15 protein-coding genes, 1 pseudogene and 1 riboswitch are annotated in these 17,954 nt (G+C 41.5%); of the genes and pseudogenes, 13 read left to right on the forward strand and 3 right to left on the reverse strand.

Features of this window, described 5'->3' with window-relative positions; translation table 11 throughout:
• Nucleotides 1-181: hypothetical protein (locus tag AQR02_RS33080; protein WP_209444153.1), on the forward strand; the 181-nt coding region annotated here is incomplete at its 5' end.
• Between the two features lie 183 nt (nt 182-364).
• Here AQR02_RS33080 and AQR02_RS12200 read toward each other — a convergent pair.
• Nucleotides 365-922 carry a C40 family peptidase gene (locus AQR02_RS12200; RefSeq protein ID WP_245237358.1) on the reverse strand — a complete coding sequence of 186 codons (558 nt, stop codon included), beginning with the start codon at nt 920-922 and terminating at the stop codon, nt 365-367.
• Between the two features lie 231 nt (nt 923-1,153).
• On the opposite strand from AQR02_RS12200, the gene AQR02_RS12205 reads away from it, so the two are divergent.
• Nucleotides 1,154-2,260, forward strand: coding sequence for a YVTN family beta-propeller repeat protein (locus tag AQR02_RS12205; RefSeq protein WP_054940729.1), 1,107 nt, complete (start codon nt 1,154-1,156; stop codon nt 2,258-2,260).
• A gap of 21 nt (nt 2,261-2,281) precedes the next feature.
• Complete coding sequence (lgt, locus tag AQR02_RS12210; RefSeq protein ID WP_054940730.1) at nt 2,282-3,067, forward strand: prolipoprotein diacylglyceryl transferase; 786 nt, start codon at nt 2,282-2,284, stop codon at nt 3,065-3,067.
• 297 nt (nt 3,068-3,364) lie between these two features.
• Here lgt and AQR02_RS12215 read toward each other — a convergent pair whose 3' ends face one another.
• Nucleotides 3,365-3,958, reverse strand: a complete 594-nt coding sequence (locus AQR02_RS12215) for a hypothetical protein (protein ID WP_054940731.1) — start codon at nt 3,956-3,958, stop codon at nt 3,365-3,367.
• Between the two features lie 179 nt (nt 3,959-4,137).
• Here AQR02_RS12215 and AQR02_RS12220 point away from each other — a divergent pair, with 179 nt between their 5' ends.
• From AQR02_RS12220 to AQR02_RS12245, 7 genes and pseudogenes are all read left to right on the forward strand, one after another.
• Nucleotides 4,138-4,578: a hypothetical protein gene (locus AQR02_RS12220; protein WP_054940732.1), complete on the forward strand. Its 441-nt coding sequence runs from the start codon at nt 4,138-4,140 to the stop codon at nt 4,576-4,578.
• A 431-nt stretch (nt 4,579-5,009) separates the two neighbouring features.
• Nucleotides 5,010-6,686, forward strand: a complete 1,677-nt coding sequence (locus AQR02_RS12225; protein WP_054940733.1) for a methyl-accepting chemotaxis protein — start codon at nt 5,010-5,012, stop codon at nt 6,684-6,686.
• Nucleotides 6,687-7,122: 436 nt separating this feature from the next.
• Nucleotides 7,123-7,440, forward strand: a complete 318-nt coding sequence (locus tag AQR02_RS12230; protein ID WP_054940734.1) for a metal-sensitive transcriptional regulator — start codon at nt 7,123-7,125, stop codon at nt 7,438-7,440.
• A gap of 24 nt (nt 7,441-7,464) precedes the next feature.
• Nucleotides 7,465-7,665, forward strand: a complete 201-nt coding sequence (locus tag AQR02_RS12235; protein ID WP_054940735.1) for a copper ion binding protein — start codon at nt 7,465-7,467, stop codon at nt 7,663-7,665.
• 80 nt (nt 7,666-7,745) lie between these two features.
• Nucleotides 7,746-10,176, forward strand: a pseudogene (locus AQR02_RS12240) (heavy metal translocating P-type ATPase).
• A gap of 1,062 nt (nt 10,177-11,238) precedes the next feature.
• Nucleotides 11,239-11,589 (forward strand): four-helix bundle copper-binding protein, encoded by a 351-nt coding sequence (locus tag AQR02_RS35710; RefSeq protein ID WP_068724072.1) that lies wholly within the window; start codon nt 11,239-11,241, stop codon nt 11,587-11,589.
• A 236-nt stretch (nt 11,590-11,825) separates the two neighbouring features.
• Nucleotides 11,826-12,011 carry a hypothetical protein gene (locus AQR02_RS12245; protein WP_054940736.1) on the forward strand — a complete coding sequence of 62 codons (186 nt, stop codon included), beginning with the start codon at nt 11,826-11,828 and terminating at the stop codon, nt 12,009-12,011.
• Nucleotides 12,012-12,146: 135 nt separating this feature from the next.
• Here the strand turns inward: AQR02_RS12245 and AQR02_RS31315 are convergent.
• Nucleotides 12,147-13,507, reverse strand: a protein-coding gene (locus tag AQR02_RS31315) for an IS1182 family transposase (protein ID WP_108722003.1) whose coding sequence is annotated in 2 segments (ribosomal slippage) — nt 12,147-12,937 and nt 12,937-13,507 — 1,362 coding nt in all. Because the reading frame shifts where the segments join, the coding sequence is not laid out codon by codon here.
• Nucleotides 13,508-13,784: 277 nt separating this feature from the next.
• Between AQR02_RS31315 and AQR02_RS12260 the strand changes: the two genes are divergently transcribed.
• The 3 genes from AQR02_RS12260 (at nt 13,785) to tnpA (ending at nt 17,570) form a co-directional block, all read left to right on the forward strand.
• Nucleotides 13,785-16,010 carry an AAA family ATPase gene (locus AQR02_RS12260; protein ID WP_054940738.1) on the forward strand — a complete coding sequence of 742 codons (2,226 nt, stop codon included), beginning with the start codon at nt 13,785-13,787 and terminating at the stop codon, nt 16,008-16,010.
• Nucleotides 16,011-16,281: 271 nt separating this feature from the next.
• Nucleotides 16,282-16,416: riboswitch (cyclic di-AMP (ydaO/yuaA leader) on the forward strand.
• A 4-nt stretch (nt 16,417-16,420) separates the two neighbouring features.
• The gene (locus AQR02_RS12265; RefSeq protein WP_054940739.1) at nt 16,421-16,891 is read left to right on the forward strand and encodes a C40 family peptidase; all 471 of its coding nucleotides are present in this window, start codon (nt 16,421-16,423) and stop codon (nt 16,889-16,891) included.
• 205 nt (nt 16,892-17,096) lie between these two features.
• On the forward strand, nt 17,097-17,570 hold the full coding sequence (gene tnpA / locus AQR02_RS12270) for an IS200/IS605 family transposase (protein WP_054940740.1): 474 nt from the start codon (nt 17,097-17,099) through the stop codon (nt 17,568-17,570).
• Nucleotides 17,571-17,954: the final 384 nt, after the last annotated feature.

Genomic DNA, 17,954 nt, shown 5'->3' on the forward strand with positions numbered 1-17,954 from the left:
CGATATATGTTCTTGTCCTGTAGGAGGACAAGAACATAGTCCCATAACAGCCCGCGCCAAGCGCGGTTTTTTTTATTTAAGGGACCAAGTTCTTGTCCTTTTCGCAGGACAAGAACTTGGTCCCTTTGCCGAAAATGGACAAGAACTTGATACTATTGCCGATTTGATAAATATCAAATAACACATGTGTCAAAAGAAAATAAAGTTCTAGACTGAAGATACTTCATTAATCTCCAACGGGAAACGTTAGTTGAACAGAAACACACTAATCTAAGATCTTATTTGTCAAGTCTTGTTCTGACGCTGCTTTAAAATTCCGTAAATCACAAAAACTCTAATCGGCAACCTTTAGTTAAGTGTAGCCTTACTTTCTTAAAACACTTCCTCCGAAAAGAAAGCGTTTTTCCCATTGAGTGCCCTCTATCGTATCGATTCGAACTCCACCCGATTTTTTTGAGTAGGTTTGTAGGATTTTTCCGTTTCCCAGATAGATTCCATTATGAGTAATTCGTGCTGTATTTCTATTAATTCCTTGATAATCTGAAGCTTTATTTCCACGGTGAGACATAAAGAACATAATATCTCCAGGCTTTAGGCTTTTCCAATTTGTTGTATAAGACCCTTTGCTCTTGATGAAGGCACCTTGAGTTCTCGAATTAGAGGGTAAAGTGATTCCTGCCCCTTCAAGATAGGCTTGTCTAACGAAATCAGAGCAATCAAAGGTTCTAGTATTACTTCTACTGGACCCAAATTCATACGGGGTACCTAAGTATGTCATTCCTTTGGAGATGATACTATTCCTTACAGTACTTATAGACTCTTGCGAAGTATAACTAGCTGCGGATGACGTTGTCGATTGCACACCGAACATACTGATTGCCAGAGAGGTAGAAAGCAATAAAATGGCAAAATTCTTTTTCATGATAGACTTCCCTTCGTTTGTTTTTTGTGAAACTGACGTCATCCTATCACAGGATTCAAAGACTTGTTTAGGCGTAATATTTGGAATGTTAATTAAGATGTTTTCCCACAAAAAGCACATACTTAACACATAAATGATAGTTAAAATTAAAAACACTTAGAGAAATAGCATGTACATTTAGCTATATTTTTAGGGAAGTCTTAACAAGTAAACTTCATGGAGATGAACAATATGAGAAAAAAGTGGATGAATGTCCTCACCGTAGCCTTTTTAAGTGTTAGCATTACTGCCTGTGGATCGGCGCAAAAGAATAGTTCAGATCCGACTCCATCTGCAACTACTGCAACAAATGCTAAACCTACTACCGGTACCTCGAATTCCCAAAATAGCTCACCAGTGATTTTATATACTGCTGATGAAGGTGGTAGTATTACTAAAATTGATGCAACCACATACAAAGTCATTAAGTCGATCGATATTGACGGTTCGGTTCATAACGTACAAATTTCACCCGATGGGAAAACGGTAGGAGTTACAGTGGTTCCTACTATGGGGGAGATGGAAGAGGGAGCAGAGAACGAGCAAAGTGAACATGAAATGAATGGGTATGCTTATTTTTTTAGCACATCATCAGACGAACTAATTCAAAAAGTTGAGGTCGGGGCTCATCCGGCTCATATTGTGTTCACAAATGATGGGAAGTATGTATTGGTTACGAATAATGAAGGAAACGATGCATCTGTAATTGATGCCAAGTCCTTAAAAATAGTAAATTCCATTCCAACCGGAACGGGACCGCATGGATTTAGAATATCCACAGACAGCAAATATGCCTATATAGCAAATATGGCCGAAGACACGGTAAGTGTGTTGGACTTGGATGCTATGAATGAAAAACAAAAAATCAGTGTAGGTAATACACCTGTAACGACGGGAATCACGAGTGATGGAAAAATCCTTGTCGTTCCATTAAACGCAGAAAATGCAGCCGCTGTAGTAGATTTGGATTCTTCTAACATTACAAAAGTGCCTGTCGGTAATGGCCCTGCTCAGGTATACATTTCTGCTGATAATAAATATGCCGTAATAGCGAACCAAGGTACAGAAGAAAATCCGTCACATAGCATTTCAAAAATTGATCTCGTGACAAAACAAGTAACAGCAACGACAGAGACAGGCACAGGGGCGCATGGTGTAGTCATCAACCCGGATGGCAGCAAGATCTTTGTGACGAATATGTTCGATAACACCGTAACAGTGATCGATAATGAAACAAATCAAGTAATTACAACAATCAACGTAGGTGCGACTCCGAATGGTATCAGTATTACTCCATAACGAGGCTAAGGAGGAAATGATTTGAGAGTAATCTTATTCGAAGTTGCAGGACTTTCGATTAGATCCTATGGCGTGATAGTAGGGTTGGCAGTGCTACTTGCGATAGGTGTTGCATATTATTTAGCTCGAGGGACCAACTATCAAAAACATATATTGAATCTAGTCTTCTACGTAATATTTAGTGCAATAATTGGCGCAAGAATATGGCATGTATTCTTTTTTCAGTGGGGTTATTATTCAAAACATTTGGGGGAAATATTCGCGATTTGGAATGGTGGCATTTCAATCCAGGGAGCGTTAATAGGTGGTTTTATTGCGGTAGCTTATTATGCGCGGAAAGAGAAGATTTCTTTTTGGGGACTTGCGGATATTCTAGCGCCGGCAATCATATTTGGACAAGCTGTCGGCCGAATTGCCTGCTTTTTAAATGGAGATGCATTTGGGGCCCCGACCGGGACTGGCTTCGGAATTGTTTATCCAGAAGGGACTATAGCTTTCGAGCGCTATGGTTCAGTTCCGTTATGGCCTGCTGAAATATGGGAAGGTCAGCTTGACTTAATCGTCTTTGGTATTCTTCTAGTCTTGAAGAATATAAAGTTGCCTAAAGGTGGACAATTTTTAAGTTATAATATTATGTATGCCCTGGTCCGGTTTTCTATGGAATTTCTGCGTGGAGATTCACCGCGTTATGCGTTAGGCTGGACAGCAGGTCAGTGGACGAGTATGAGTATTCTTGTTATTTCTCTGTCTGTGTTCCTTTATTTCTTCACAAGGAACCAGGTGAAAGAGACAGTACATAGGGTGTAAGGTGCATGAGTGGAAGAGAACATCCTTTGTGCTTATCGCATAGCTATTTTGGATCTACCATATAGGTAGTGTTGATATCATTGATATAGCTCCGCAAGTAACTAGTAGTCATTTGCCTGGGGTGAATGGATTAAAACCGGCTCTGCCGTGTTCTTCAGTTATGGCGGAGTACAGTTGTATCTGCCACCATGGGAACGCCATGGTGGCTTTTTTTTATATAAGGCCAACTCTTCATATTACCACTTTAAAACTGTCTGGTAGCTATCTTATGTGAACATTGAACCCGATCCTCAAAGATTAATGATTTGTATGGTTCGTATTCTGAATCGTTTTTTGTAAACTTAGCGGCTTCGCTTGTTCAGGATCGTTATGATTTGCAACGGTGACATATACCATAAGGACTGTTGAAATGAAGAGGAACATGAATAGCGGTGAACTCAAGACCTTAAAAGTACCTTCGATTACGTTCTCGCTAGATAAGCGCTGCAACAATAAAGTGTGGGCAAATTGCAAGAATCCGGATACGACCATAAAAAAGAATAGAACATCTTTCCATTCTGATTGAGGAAACATTTGTATCAGCATAACCCCCATTAATCCGGCCATCATCCCAGACGATGCTCCGTTTAAGAACGCCCCCAAACCCATCAGTCCTCCTATTATGCTTCCAGAAAAGATCCCTAGAAGGACACCTAACACCAAAGATTGAACAGGGCCGGCAATATAGAGGCCGCTCAAAGTACCGCCTCCAAAACCAACAATCATCCCGACTACCATAGGCGAAACCATTCGAATCGATTCTGTAACTGTCGCCTTAAATCGCAGGATAATGACAAAAGACCAGACCAAAATGAAGATATAAAAAACAACTGCAAGTCCTAAGGATGACACTTTAATCCCTCCTTTTAATGTGAGTTTGGTTGAATAAGCTACTTGTAAAGCGTGTCCTCTACCTACAAACAGTGATATGAGAAAGGATTAAAATGTATTCTCCATTAAAAGCCCATAAATGCTACATAAATTCCACAAGGATCTCTTGTACCATGGAGTTACAGGAGGCGAAAAGAAAAATGAATGCGAAATTATTAACTGGCTTGGGTGCTTTTATATTGACGTTGGGAATCGGTTCCGCAGTATACGCTACAGGAGTTGATTCCGACATCTCCAAAGGGGATGTTTCTTCCAAGCAAGAGGTAGCTCAGCAGGAGACGTATTTTCACCATATGGCGAACATGAACGATACAATGAACGATGAAGTTATGACGGATATGATGAGCAATACCGATATGTCTGAAATGATGAAGCAGCCAGGCATGGACGAAATGATGAATGGACTTGATATGGAAAAAATGATGGAAGATAAAGACATGAGTGAAATGATGAAAAAACCGGATATGGTGGACATGATGGAAGGTACCACAATGGATGAGATGATGCGGGATTCCAATATGGATGAAATGATGCAAAGAAACCATAGGACAGATATCCCTGGGCAGAGCGTAAGTATTTAATAGACTATATGATTAAAGTTTAAGGAGGTTATTTCATGAGCTGTTGCGGAAACCATAACCAGCATGACAGTCATAACAATCATCATAAAAAAGGCCCAGCCCATCGTCTGATGATGATGATGTGTTGTATACTTCCGATCGTGCTGTTCGTTATTTTAATCATTGCTAATAATGTAAGTGGTTCAACAAGTAATATGCTTGCCTATAGTGTATTGTTGTTATGCCCGCTTTCACATCTCGTACTTATGCCTTTAATGATGCGAAACAAAAAACACTAATTGTACTGCATCAAGTGAGATTTTACCGATTTATTCTGATCAATAACTGTCAGTCTGAGAGATCGCGCACTCCTAAGTTGGGGTGGCGGTCTCCTTTTTTAACTAGCCTTATTAGAGCTATCTTCATGTGAATAACAAAGGTGGAGGAACGAAATGAAGTTATCCAGCAAACTGATTCTATATATAAGCCTTTTCATTTTAATACTCATCGTTTCCTTCAGTACTTATGCCATCGCGAATATGAATGCCCAGGTTACCCACCTCGCAGAACAAAAGATGGTGTCTAACACAAAGTTAGCGACTGCACTGCTAGATGTTAAATTTCCCGGAGAATGGACGCTGAAGGATGGGAAGTTGTTTAAAGGCGAGGTCTCTATAGAGGGAAATCATGACGTTGCTTTGTTCGTTGGCGCATTAACTGGTGATGATATTGTAATTTTTAAAGGCGAGAAGGGTGTAGCTGCATCGTCTAAGGGTAGCCATAATATGAACATCACAGAAATAATACTTGAGTCGAACGTAAAATCCATCGTCTTAGGTGGAAAGTCGTATGTAGGTGAAGCGCATGATGGAACTGAAATGGCGATCTATGAACCCATTAGATCCTCAGACGGAACTGTAATTGGGGCGTTCCATATTAGTATGGGCAAGGAAATGTATAATCAGGCAATTAGTCGTTTTAAAGTAAAAATGATTGTATTTACGATGATCGGACTCCTTATCGCTTTATTCCTCACCGCTCTTTTCACAAGAAAATTAACCGCACCCTTAAGACAAGTCACTATCATGGCGGAACGAGTTGCAAATGGCGATCTTAGTATCACAGATATCCCCGTCACTTCTAAGGATGAGTTGGGTATCCTTTCGAGAGCATTTAATCTAATGACTCATAACTTACATACACTAGTGTCTAAGGCTCAGCAGGCCGCGGATGAGGTACATAAAGTTTCTGGTGTTGTTCAAATGCATATCAATGGCGTAGGAGATTCATCACTTGAGATCGATCGTACCTTGCAATCCATACTCCAAGGTGCATCCAAACAGGTTGAGGGCATGAATCAAAGTATGGAGGCCGTTGAACATATCCAAATTAGCATACAAGAAATCGTTCAAAGGTCATCACAAGTCGCCAGTGCATCGGAAAATATGGTTGTGCATGCGGATCAAGGCAACGATTGGCTTCTAAGCATCATTTCTGTAATCAACCATTTGAACGCATCCATCACACATGTAGCTAGTAAAATACAACAATTATCGGATAGCTCAGGCAGTATCGGGAACATTGCGACCGTTATTACCGATTTATCCTCACAGACCCATTTGCTGTCGTTGAATGCTTCCATTGAGGCTGCGCGTGCAGGAGAAGCTGGGAGAGGATTTTCTGTGGTTGCAGATGAAGTGAAAAAACTAGCTGAGCAGTCTGAAAACTCAGCCCAAGAAATAAGAATACTCATTGAAAAGGTTCAACATATCACCAGTGAAGCAGCCGAAGGGATGAACACAAGTTTAGCTCAATTAACAGCGGGGAACCAGCACCTAATCTCTGCAGGGAAATCCTTCGAACAGATCATTATCTCCTCTCAACATGTAGCTTCTCAGAATCAAAATGTATATCAAGCAACAAGACAAATGTCAACAGATTCTCACTACATTTCTGATTCTGTTGCGGATGTGACTACGATTGCCGAACACACTTCTTCTCGTATTCAAGGTGTGGTCCAAACTTCGGATATGCAAAGTCAAATGGTTAACCAGATATCAGGGGCTCTTGAAAACATGTCCCAATCGGTTGACCAATTGCTAAAGTCTATCCGTATCTTCAAACTGTAGCATCATGTACGGCCAATCACTAGACTTACCTTAATGATATATAGAACAAGCCCGTTGATATATACCACGGGCTTGACAGTCTTTATTTGATGGTGCCGTTCAGGAAGTCAAATTCCTATCCCATTAGAAAGACGATCAAGCGAAGCTTATCAATATGAGGCACACTATAATTATCTCAGCTAAAAGCCAATTATCATTTACATGATTTCAAGGGTTTCCGAAGACCGTGACTTCGTCTATCGTGATCAAACTGAGGATCATTGTGGGCTGTAATTAACCACAGTTTCTGCAAAAATTACAAAAGGCAGAGGTTATATACAGGTGCATAAACAAAGAGGTTAAATGAACAGACTAAAAAAGGAGATGAAGTACTTCCTAATCCCCTGTTTACATACGGTAGGGGGGTATGGTATATTGATGGTGAGAGGTGAGGCACATGGAACAATCAGTGGAACAGACTGCATCTCATGGACATCATCGAAAAAGTCATCATTCTGATCAAACGAAGGCCAATCTAATGACCCGGTTAAACCGGATTGAGGGTCAAATTCGTGGGGTTAAAGGGATGATAGAAAAAGATACCTATTGCGATGACGTTCTAAATCAAATTGCGGCGATTCAGTCGGCTCTCAATAGCGTAGGGAAAATGGTTCTGGAAGGTCATATGAAAAGCTGCGTGATTGAACGAATCCAATCCGGCGAACATGAAGTGATTGATGAGATTCTGGTTACCATGAATAAATTAATGAAATAAACAAACGATATGGAGGAATGAAAGATGAAGAACGAAACATTACATGTAGAAGGAATGTCTTGCGGACATTGTGTAAAAAGTGTTGAAGGAGCCGTTAAAAACATTGGGGCTGATGCAAAAGTGAACCTGGAGAAAAAGACAGTTGAGGTCGTTTTTGATGAATCTAGTGTATCCTTGGAAGCCATAAAGAATGCCATCGAAGAGCAAGGTTACGATGTCGTCTAAGTCCGTAAGCAGCCATCGTCAAGATGGCTCCTTTTTTTCAACACAATGTACCCCCTGGGGGTATGAGGGAGGGATAGATAATGAGTTCAACGATATCTAAAAGTGAGGAGCAAACAACCTTACAGATCACAGGAATGACTTGTGCTGCTTGTGCCAACCGGATCGAGAAAGGATTAAGAAAAATGGATGGGGTGACGGAAGCAAATGTGAATTTCGCCTTGGAACGGGCGACTTTGACGTTTGATCCCAAACGTGCAACCATTCCGCAAATGCAAGAACAGATTGAACATTTAGGCTACGGCACTGTAAAGCAAACCACGGATTTCCAAATCACTGGGATGACATGCGCCGCTTGCGCCAATCGGATTGAAAAGGGATTAAACAAAATGCCCGGTGTTGTAACGGCAAATGTTAATCTTGCCCTTGAAACAGCCCGGGTCGAGTACGACCCAGCGACTGTTACTTTGGAAGACATGCAAAAAAAGGTGGAGCAACTCGGGTATAAGGCCATGCCGAAGGAAGGGCAGCAGGACGCCTCCGCACATAAACAAAAAGAAATCTCTAAACAAAAAAGACGGTTTATCATTTCAGCCCTTCTCTCTTTACCATTACTATGGTCCATGATCAGCCACTTCTCGTTCCTATCTTGGATTTGGATGCCTATGATTTTCATGGACCCTTGGTTCCAACTGATTTTGGCTACACCAGTTCAATTTTATATCGGTGGCCATTTCTATGTTGGTGCGTATAAAGCGCTGCGTAATAAAAGTGCCAATATGGACGTTCTGGTAGCCCTCGGGACTTCGGCAGCATACTTCTATAGCCTCTATTTGACGCTCGAATGGGTTCAAGCCGGTGCGGGGGCTCATGGACCGGAAATGTACTATGAGACCAGCTCTATCTTGATTACACTGGTCATCCTCGGGAAATTGTTCGAGGCTCTTGCCAAAGGAAGAACGTCTGAAGCGATTAAAACACTGATGGGTCTTCAAGCCAAGACGGCATTGGTTGTTCGCGATGGACAGGAAATGACTATCCCTGTCGAAGAAGTCGTGGCCGGTGACATCGTAATCGTAAAACCAGGGGAGAAAATCCCGGTTGACGGCGAGGTGGTGGAGGGGGCTTCTTCCGTAGATGAGGCTATGTTAACTGGAGAAAGCCTGCCGGTTGAGAAAAGAACGGGAGATCCTGTCATTGGTGCAACGATTAACAAGAACGGAGTACTTCGAATTCAAGCGACCAAAGTCGGAAAAGAAACGGCCCTGGCTCAGATTATTAAAGTGGTTGAAGAGGCCCAAGGTTCCAAAGCTCCTATTCAACGTGTAGCAGATGCCATTTCAGGTATATTTGTTCCGATCGTCGTAGCGATCTCGGTTCTTGCGTTTATCGCTTGGTTTGTTTGGATTACGCCAGGAGAGTTTGCAAACGCACTGGAGATTGCGATTGCGATACTCGTCATTGCTTGTCCTTGTGCCCTGGGACTTGCGACACCGACTTCCATTATGGCAGGTTCAGGAAGAGCCGCAGAGTCGGGAATCCTGTTTAAAGGCGGTGAACACCTAGAAGCTACCCACCGCATTAATACCATCATCTTAGATAAAACCGGAACGGTGACAAAAGGCAAACCGGAACTGACTGACGTCGTGGTTTCCGGCTGGATGGAAACAGATCTGCTGGCCCTTGTCGGCGCGGCAGAGAAGAACTCCGAGCATCCTCTGGCTGAAGCTATAGTTGCTGGGATTATCGCTAAGGGTATCCAATTGCCGAGAACGGACACGTTTGAAGCGATACCTGGGCATGGTATTAAGGCAAATGTGATGGGCAAGGAAATTCTCGTGGGTACGAGAAAACTCATGGCTCAGTTTCAAGTGTCCATCAATCATGCGCAAGATCAGATGGACCAACTGGAGCAGGCAGGCAAAACAGCCATGCTGATTGCTGTAGATCGGCAGTATGCCGGTATAGTAGCGGTTGCAGATACCATTAAGGAAACCTCGGCACAGGCTGTTAAACGGCTTAATGACATGGGGATCGAAGTCATTATGATTACGGGTGATAACCATCGAACAGCTGAAGCAATTGCCAAGCAGGTTGGAATTACGCGTGTATTGGCTGAAGTTCTCCCCGAAGGTAAAGCAGATGAAGTAAAGAAATTACAGGCTCAAGGGAAAAAAGTCGCAATGGTCGGAGACGGCATCAATGATGCTCCCGCCCTTGCCATGGCGGATATTGGAATGGCGATGGGTACAGGAACAGATGTAGCGATGGAAGCTGCTGACGTAACTCTCATGCGAGGAGATCTCAATAGTATTCCGGATGCGATCTATATGAGTCGAAAAACGATGGGGAATATTCGGCAAAACCTGTTACTGGGCGCTTGCGTATAATTCTATCGGTATCCCGATAGCGGCGATTGGTTTGCTTGCACCTTGGGTTGCTGGAGCAGCTATGGCATTAAGTTCAGTTTCTGTGGTTCTGAATGCGCTTCGGTTGCAGCGTGTTAAATTGTAAACTTATTGTATTATATTGGGGAGAAGAGAAGAAGGGTATAATCCAATAATGGATCATGCCCTTTCAATCGTCTCCCCTTATCATTTTTTAACAACTACACTTTGAGGTTGTAATGTGGTGTGATCTACCTAACGTATTGCTTTTTTCGAATCTAACGAAGGGTAAATCTATTCTATAACCATCCTCACTACATTGGTCACCGTACATTGTACGTTCAAACAACACGATCAGGAGTAAGTACGTATAAATCTTCAAACTGTTCTCAAAAATATTCTCATACAAGCAGCATGAGTATTTGTATTATCACCGTAATTTGGAGCACTATTTCAAAACGAAAGTCCGGTTGTTTACGCAAACATACCCTATGGAGACCCGTTATATTTAGCGAGAGTCCTTTGAAAAAAATAAATCGAACGGTTTTTCTATGGGTTCAACACCTTACGAGGAATATGGCAGTGCCCCTTCGGATTACGTTAGGATTACCCCTCTGGGATCGAAATCAAATCACTTTTGATTTTAAAGAGAGGCCAATCCCAGTTTCCCTCTTTCTGAGATATTTCCCGTTGAGGTGGCCCATGGTTAACTGTTCGGCATAAGCGAAAAAATGCTAGTTGTCAATGAGCACATTCTCATATGTTGCTGGCCGATACTGAGGTCTGCGGTCAGAAACCACTATACATAAAATAGAATGACGAGGCATGGCGCTGTTTGTCGTGCATGGCATTCATAAAGTGTATTTCAATCAGGGAATCATTTGCCCTGTAAGCTAATAAGCTGTTTTTACTAATTCATCGTTATCTGCGATTCTAACACCTTTTAGGAATGTCTTTAGCATCTTACCGATGAGATTTTAAGCTATTATCCCCTAGATAGCTCAAGTTCGTAGTAAATCAAAGGTAATGCTTGGATTCGTTAATCTGAGTACGTATAACTCTGGATCATAGAGCAATTCAATCGCATTATTAGAAAGCGGAGTCTCCGGACGTGTATATATTTGGTCTTTATTTAGATAATAACTAACGATCAAACAACATTCAAATAATGAAAAGAGAGGGAATGAAAATGTTACTTGCCAACTCCGCTACTCCAAAGCACTATACGCATTGTATTGAAGCCTGCCTAAAATGTGCACAGGCTTGCGAAGAATGTTTTTCAGCATGCCTAAAAGAGACTGATGTTCAAGCAAGAACCTCAATGATCAAGATGCTGAACGATTGCGCAGAAATCTGCCTTCAGGCAGCTCAATTAATGAGCAGAGACAGTATGTTTGCGAAGGCAAGTTGCGAGCTGTGTGCCATGGTTTGCGAAGCATGCGCCAAAGATTGTGAAGCGTTTAAAGATGCCCATTGTCAAGAATGCGCAAAATTCTGCCGCGAATGTGCAGAAGCTTGCCGGCAGATGGCAAGAGCGTAACGAGTGCAATGAAACATCGAGCAGGAGTATCTCGAATTCAAGAGATACCCTGCTTTTTTAGGTTAGGTGTATTGGTGTGCATCGGATTTTATTTAAGCAGTTGGAGGGTGTTTTCTCCCTTATGAGCAAAATCACACACAAAACTCAAATAAAGAACACGAATCTTACATATTAATCTCTTAAAATAAAGTCAATCAAAGATTACACATTTAAGAATTCAGAGGAGGAATAAGGCAATGGCATGGTCATGGAATCGGGTATATATAGTGCCGTTAAGTATAGGATCGGTTTTGTTTGGGGAAAAGACAGTGAATAAAGTAATCTCTAAACAAATAGAAACGGATTGGACCATTCACGCAGACTATTTCGAGGCAGCGGTACAGAATGAACAATTAAAACGAGAACTTTCCAGCTTACGCTAAGTTTTATAAAATGATCATTATGAAAAAAGGAACTGATCCCATCAGTTCCTCAGAGTGTCGAGAAACCCAGGTCATAAAAGACCTTGGGTTTCTTTTGTATTTCAATGACTGCCCACGAACGGGAAAGCGAGGGGGTTATCCCCGTTTTTCCCGGCGATCCAGGTGGATCGCCATCTTCTTCATGTTCTGCACGGTTGCCGTCATCAGTGCTTGTTCCCTGACATTCGGCAGTCCGCGCAACCGGCAATAGCGAAACCCATGGAGCTCTTTAGCATCCGCGAAGCTTCGCTCAATCGTTTCTTTTCGTTTGCGGTACAACTGCTTACCTGACTTGCTAAGCCGGTTGTTCCGGACCCAATCCTTGCTGTCCTCCCAGACATGCCGGGTCACCATTTTTCGGTGGTTTTTGGACTGCGTACACTGGTTTAAAAACGGACAACTTTTACATTGCTCCGGATCTGACGCATATTGCTGGTACCCTTTGCGGTCTGTTGTCCGGTACTTCAGTTCTTGACCCGCCGGACAGACGTACAATTCTCGCTCAGCGTCAAATGTGAACTTCCATTTGGGAAACAGTCCTTGCTTGGGATGGAATCTCCGGTGAGCAATAACAGCAAAAATCTTTCGGTTTTGCAGACCACGGCAAATCGGCGTTGTTAGATACCCTGAATCTAGCGCAATGGCTTTCACTTGAAATCCAAAACGTTCCTTCTGGCGGTCCAGACGCGACAAATACGGCACAGAATCATGGACATTTCCGGGCGTGACATGGACATCTGTAATGAGATTATATTTCATATCTACCGTCCGGTGGTCTAGGTAAAAGAAGCCTTCCGGTTTACCGTCGCGGATCATGTACCCGCTGTCGGGATCAGTTTTGCTCACCTTAATTTCTTTTTCTTCGTTCACTTCCTCTCTAGGTTTCAGGGCTTTTTTCCATGGTTTTTCCGGTCTGCTTCTACGGCAGTGTTAAGCTCGTCCACATAATCCTTGGTATTTTGCAGTACCATTTGTTTCGTGTATTGGTGTTTATTCGCATTCGCCTTGACGTGAGTAGAATCCGAGACTAGAACCCGTCCGCCCACCATCCGGTGCGAAATCGCCTGGATCACAATCTCGTCGAAAATATCCTGAAAAATGTTCGTATCTTTAAATCGAATTCGCCGGTTCCAGCTAATCGTGGAGTGGTCTGGAACCTTGTCTGTTAGCCCCAGCCCAAGAAACCAACGATAAGCTAAATTGGTCTGGACCTCACGTTCTAACTGACGTTCAGAACGAATGCCATAGAAGTAACCCAGGAAAATCATCTTAAACAGCATGACTGGATCAATCGCAGGGCGTCCGTTATCCGAGCAATACAGTGGTCTAACCTTCTCATCGATAAACGAAAAATCAATATATTTATCTACTTTGCGAAGCAAGTGGTCTTGAGGAACCAAATCTTCAATAGAAACAAATTCGTAAGCTTGTTGTTTTTCTCGATTGGGACGCAGCATGTCGACACACCATCCGTTCTATAAACAGTTACCTATATTATACAACATTAACGCGGTGTCGTAAGAAACCAAAATCACATAAAGAAGGCTGTCGAGACTTTCTCGACAGCCTGAGCAGCCCCTGGAGGCTGCTTTTTTTTAATAAATAGAGGAATATCTTTGCAAAAATTGACGGAAATTACCGATGGAATCAGTGGATGAATGATATAATAATATTGGATTTTCGAAAAAATACATGAGGAATACAGGGGAATAGCATTACAAGGGGGATCAAAGTATGATTAGGGAGATTGCCGTTAAAAATGTGGCTACCTATAGTAGTGAGGGTGTACTTTACAGTGACCTGAAAAAAATTAACTATTTTTACGGCTCGAATGGCAGTGGGAAAACAACCTTATCTAATGTTCTTAAACAAATTGAACTTTATGCTGATAGTAGGATATCCTGGGTTTCCCAGCCATTAAAAACAGTGGTGTATAACCAAAAGTTTGTCGAGGAAAATTTCCACCAAGATTCAGATATCAAAGGTATCTTTACTTTGGGAATAGAATCAACAGAAATTAAAAAAACCATCCGGGACAAAAAAGACTTAGTTGATAAAGTAGTTGAGGAAATTCGTCGGTTAAGTTCTAATCTAGAGGTCAAACAAAAAGAGTCTAAACAAAACGAGGATGAGTTTACCGACGATTGTTGGAAATTAAAGCGGAAATATGACGATATCTTTTCAGTGGCCTTTTCGGGTTTAAGAAACAATAGAATAAACTTTATGAAAAGATGTAAGCAAGCACCGACAGGCGGACTAATATGTGCTCTAGCAGACCTCCAAGCGCGAGTACAGAAATTGTTTAATGGTTCAAATGAGAAGCTACCCTTTCTTGAAAAGATTAAAATAGAGCATCTGTCTGCGGTATGCAATCACCGGATTTTTCAGACCCCTATCATTGGTAAACAGGAAGTCGATATTGCTGTGCTTATATCCAAGCTAGCGATTAGTGACTGGGTTAAACAAGGACATACACATGTTTCTGAAGCGGAAGGAGTATGCCCCTTTTGCCAACAACAACTCCCTGAGGGATTTACCGAAAAACTCAATGATTACTTTAATGAACATTACGAAAAAGAGATGATTGAACTCCAAGATCAAGTTGAACAGTATAAACGGTATTATCATTATCTTGAAAATCAAGTGCAAGAGTTATTATTGACCGACAAGAAAAATACATATTTGAATCTCGATCTCATTTCGCAACAATATGAACTGATCCTTTCGAAAAATGCACATAATTTGGACTTGTTCCAGCAAAAGCAAACTCATCCCAGTCATCCAATCGAACTGTTAACTATTGCGGCTTTCGTCGATGTGATCAATGAAGAAATCGTCCGAGCGAATGAACAAATTCAGCAGCATAATACTTTTATAGAGAACCGAGTGGATGAAGGGAATAAATTGATAACCCAGATTTGGGATTTTATCTGGAGTGAGAATCAGCAAAATCATGAGAAATATGTTCGTATAGATTATAGAACAGGACGAGCAATCGACAACCTTTCTGTAACATTAGCCCAAAAGAAGAATGAAAGAGTCGCATTGGAATCCGAAATTCACAGGCTGGAGGCTCAGATTACGAGTGTAATCCCCTCTGTAAACGAAATGAATCGGTTACTGAGGGCCTATCATTTTACTAATTTCAAATTCGCTCATACACAAAATCAAGGGAATTATCGGTTAATCCGCTCAAATGGTGAGGACGTTAATCAAACATTAAGTGAAGGCGAGAAAACGTTTGTTACCTTTCTTTATTTTATGCACTTATTAAACGGTAGCAATAACAGTGATTTAATTACTGAGAATAAAGTTGTTGTGATTGATGACCCAATTTCAAGCTTGGACAGTAACGTATTGTTTATCGTAAGCAATCTGATTTCCAAACTTATAGAAGATGTACGCAACGAAGAAAGTAATATCATTCAATTGTTTCTTCTAACGCATAATGTCTATTTTCACAAGGAAATTACGTTTTCAAAAAACCGGCCCAAAAATGGCGCTAGGATGGCGGATGAGACATTTTGGATTATCCGAAAATGGAATGATGTAACCGAATCAACCCCGTATAACAGCAACCCGATTAAAAGCTCGTATGAGTTAATGTGGCAGGAATTAAAGTCAGCCAATCACAGCTCTTCCATCACCGTTCAGAATTTGATTCGTAGAATCATTGAAAATTATTTTAAAATCTATGGTAATTACAGCGATCAGGACATTATTGATAAATTCGACGAGGATGAGAAGGTCATATGTAAATCCTTAATCTCCTGGGCCAATGATGGTTCTCACTTTGCAGGAGATGATTTGTATATCGAGCACCCGATGGATACAGTCAGTAAGTACTTACGGGTATTTGAAAAGATATTCGTGGTTACACATCATCATGCCCATTATAAAATGATGATGGGAATTGAAGAATCTCTGGGATCGGCTTTGGAACAAACACAGGTATCGTAATCGAAAACGTAATATCAATTAAACGACATATACGGGATTAGAAGACGAGGAGGAAGTAACTACTCGTCTTTTTATATACACCAAAGATATTGGAATATATTACAAAAACGTTACTATTGTTTCAGACAAAGAATGATATTGAGTGGTTATTATAAAGCAAAAATATGGAGAAACAATGAAGAAAGTATGTAGAAAATACGTTAATAGTTAAATTTTTAGAAGGATTGACAGGGGGGCCTACTATCTATTAAAGTGTTAATAGTTACAAAATATTAATAAGTTGCCGAATTTCAGCGTTGAAAACGGGGGAACCATTTTTTGGGTGAATTATTCTTGCATAAAAGGGAATATAGGGAACCTTTAACCGAATCCTCAGCTAACTCCGTAGGCATTGAAGGGAGAACAAGTTTCTGAAGAAAGTCATCGTATCCATGTTGGCAGCCTCATTTATATTTGCTTCTGCAGCACCAGGTACATATGCTAGCGAGGTAACCTTGGACAGTGTTGTGAATCGGGTCGTAGGAACCCCTTATCTTTATGGAGGAACCACAACTTCAGGCTTTGATTGTTCCGGATTTATTCTATATGTACTTAAGAAGTTCAATGTAGATGACCTTCCGCGCACTTCTCAATCGCAGGCTAAAACTGGCATTCCTGTAGCCAAAGATGATTTACGTGAGGGTGACCTCGTCTTTTTTAACACATTTGGTTCTGGAATTTCGCATGCGGGCATTTACGTAGGTGATAACAAGTTCGCTCACTCTTCCAGCAGTAAGGGCGTAAGAATCAGCAGCTTGTCAGAGGCGTATTATAAGGAGCGATATGTAACAGCTCGCCGTGTAGTCAGTGAAAACAGCTATTCTGAAATGGTGAGCCGTTAATTGAAAGTTTTCTGCATGTGGAGTAATGAAGATCGCCTCTAACTAGAGAGGCGATCTTTTTATTATGGCTTTAGCCAGTTGAGTGCGTGAAACGCGCGAAACAAAAAACCACCCGCTATGCGGGTGGAGGGACTGAGGGTTTGACCACTAAGACCATTCCGATAGAATTGAGATGTTCAGGCTCAAAGGAAAGGAATGGTCAAAGATGGCAAACAAGAGCTATAGTCTAGCTCACACGAAGTGGATGTGCAAATATCATATCGTGTTCACCCCGAAGTATAGACGGAAAGAAATATATAATCAAGTGAGGAAAGATCTGATCGAAATCTTCAAGCGTTTATGTAAATACAAAGGAGTAGAAATCATAGAGGGACATATGATGCCGGATCATGTGCACATGCTGGTAGCGATACCGCCGAAGATCGCTGTGTCCACGTTCATGGGATATCTGAAGGGAAAAAGTTCGCTCATGATCTTTGAGAAGCATGCGGGGTTAAAGTACAAGTATGGGAATCGGAAGTTTTGGGCGGAAGGATACTACGTGAGCACAGTGGGACTAAATGAAGCCACGGTAGCCAAATATATCCGTGAACAAGAAGCACATGACCAAGCGATAGATAAACTGAGTGTAAAAGAATACGAAGATCCATTCAGTGACAAAAGGAACAAAAAGAAGTAAGCCCGTTTAACGGGTGAGTGAAGATGACAAATAACACTGAGCCTGAACAATGTGTGGTCAGGCTAGCGTCTTTAGGCGCAGTTTGGCAACAAGGGGTTATACCCCTAGAGCAAACCACCCGTTGGACGGGTGGTCCTGATTTGAATAGGCTATTCTTATTCCGTAAGCTTGTTTGAGGATTGTTCTTATTGAGAAGTAGGGTAAGGTACATGCGATGGATTCTCATGATAAGTATAGAAAGGGCTGTCTCAGCGTTGTTAACTAATAAATTTTTATTCCCTGTACTTAGTAGTGTCTTCTTTTACTAACCGTGAAAATGATTAGAATGAGTACGATACTTATTAAAATCAAAGCCACACTGAGATATTCCTTGCTGAGAATCAG

The sequence above is a fragment of the Paenibacillus ihuae genome (assembly GCF_001368795.1).
Lineage (GTDB): Bacteria > Bacillota > Bacilli > Paenibacillales > Paenibacillaceae > Paenibacillus_AQ > Paenibacillus_AQ ihuae.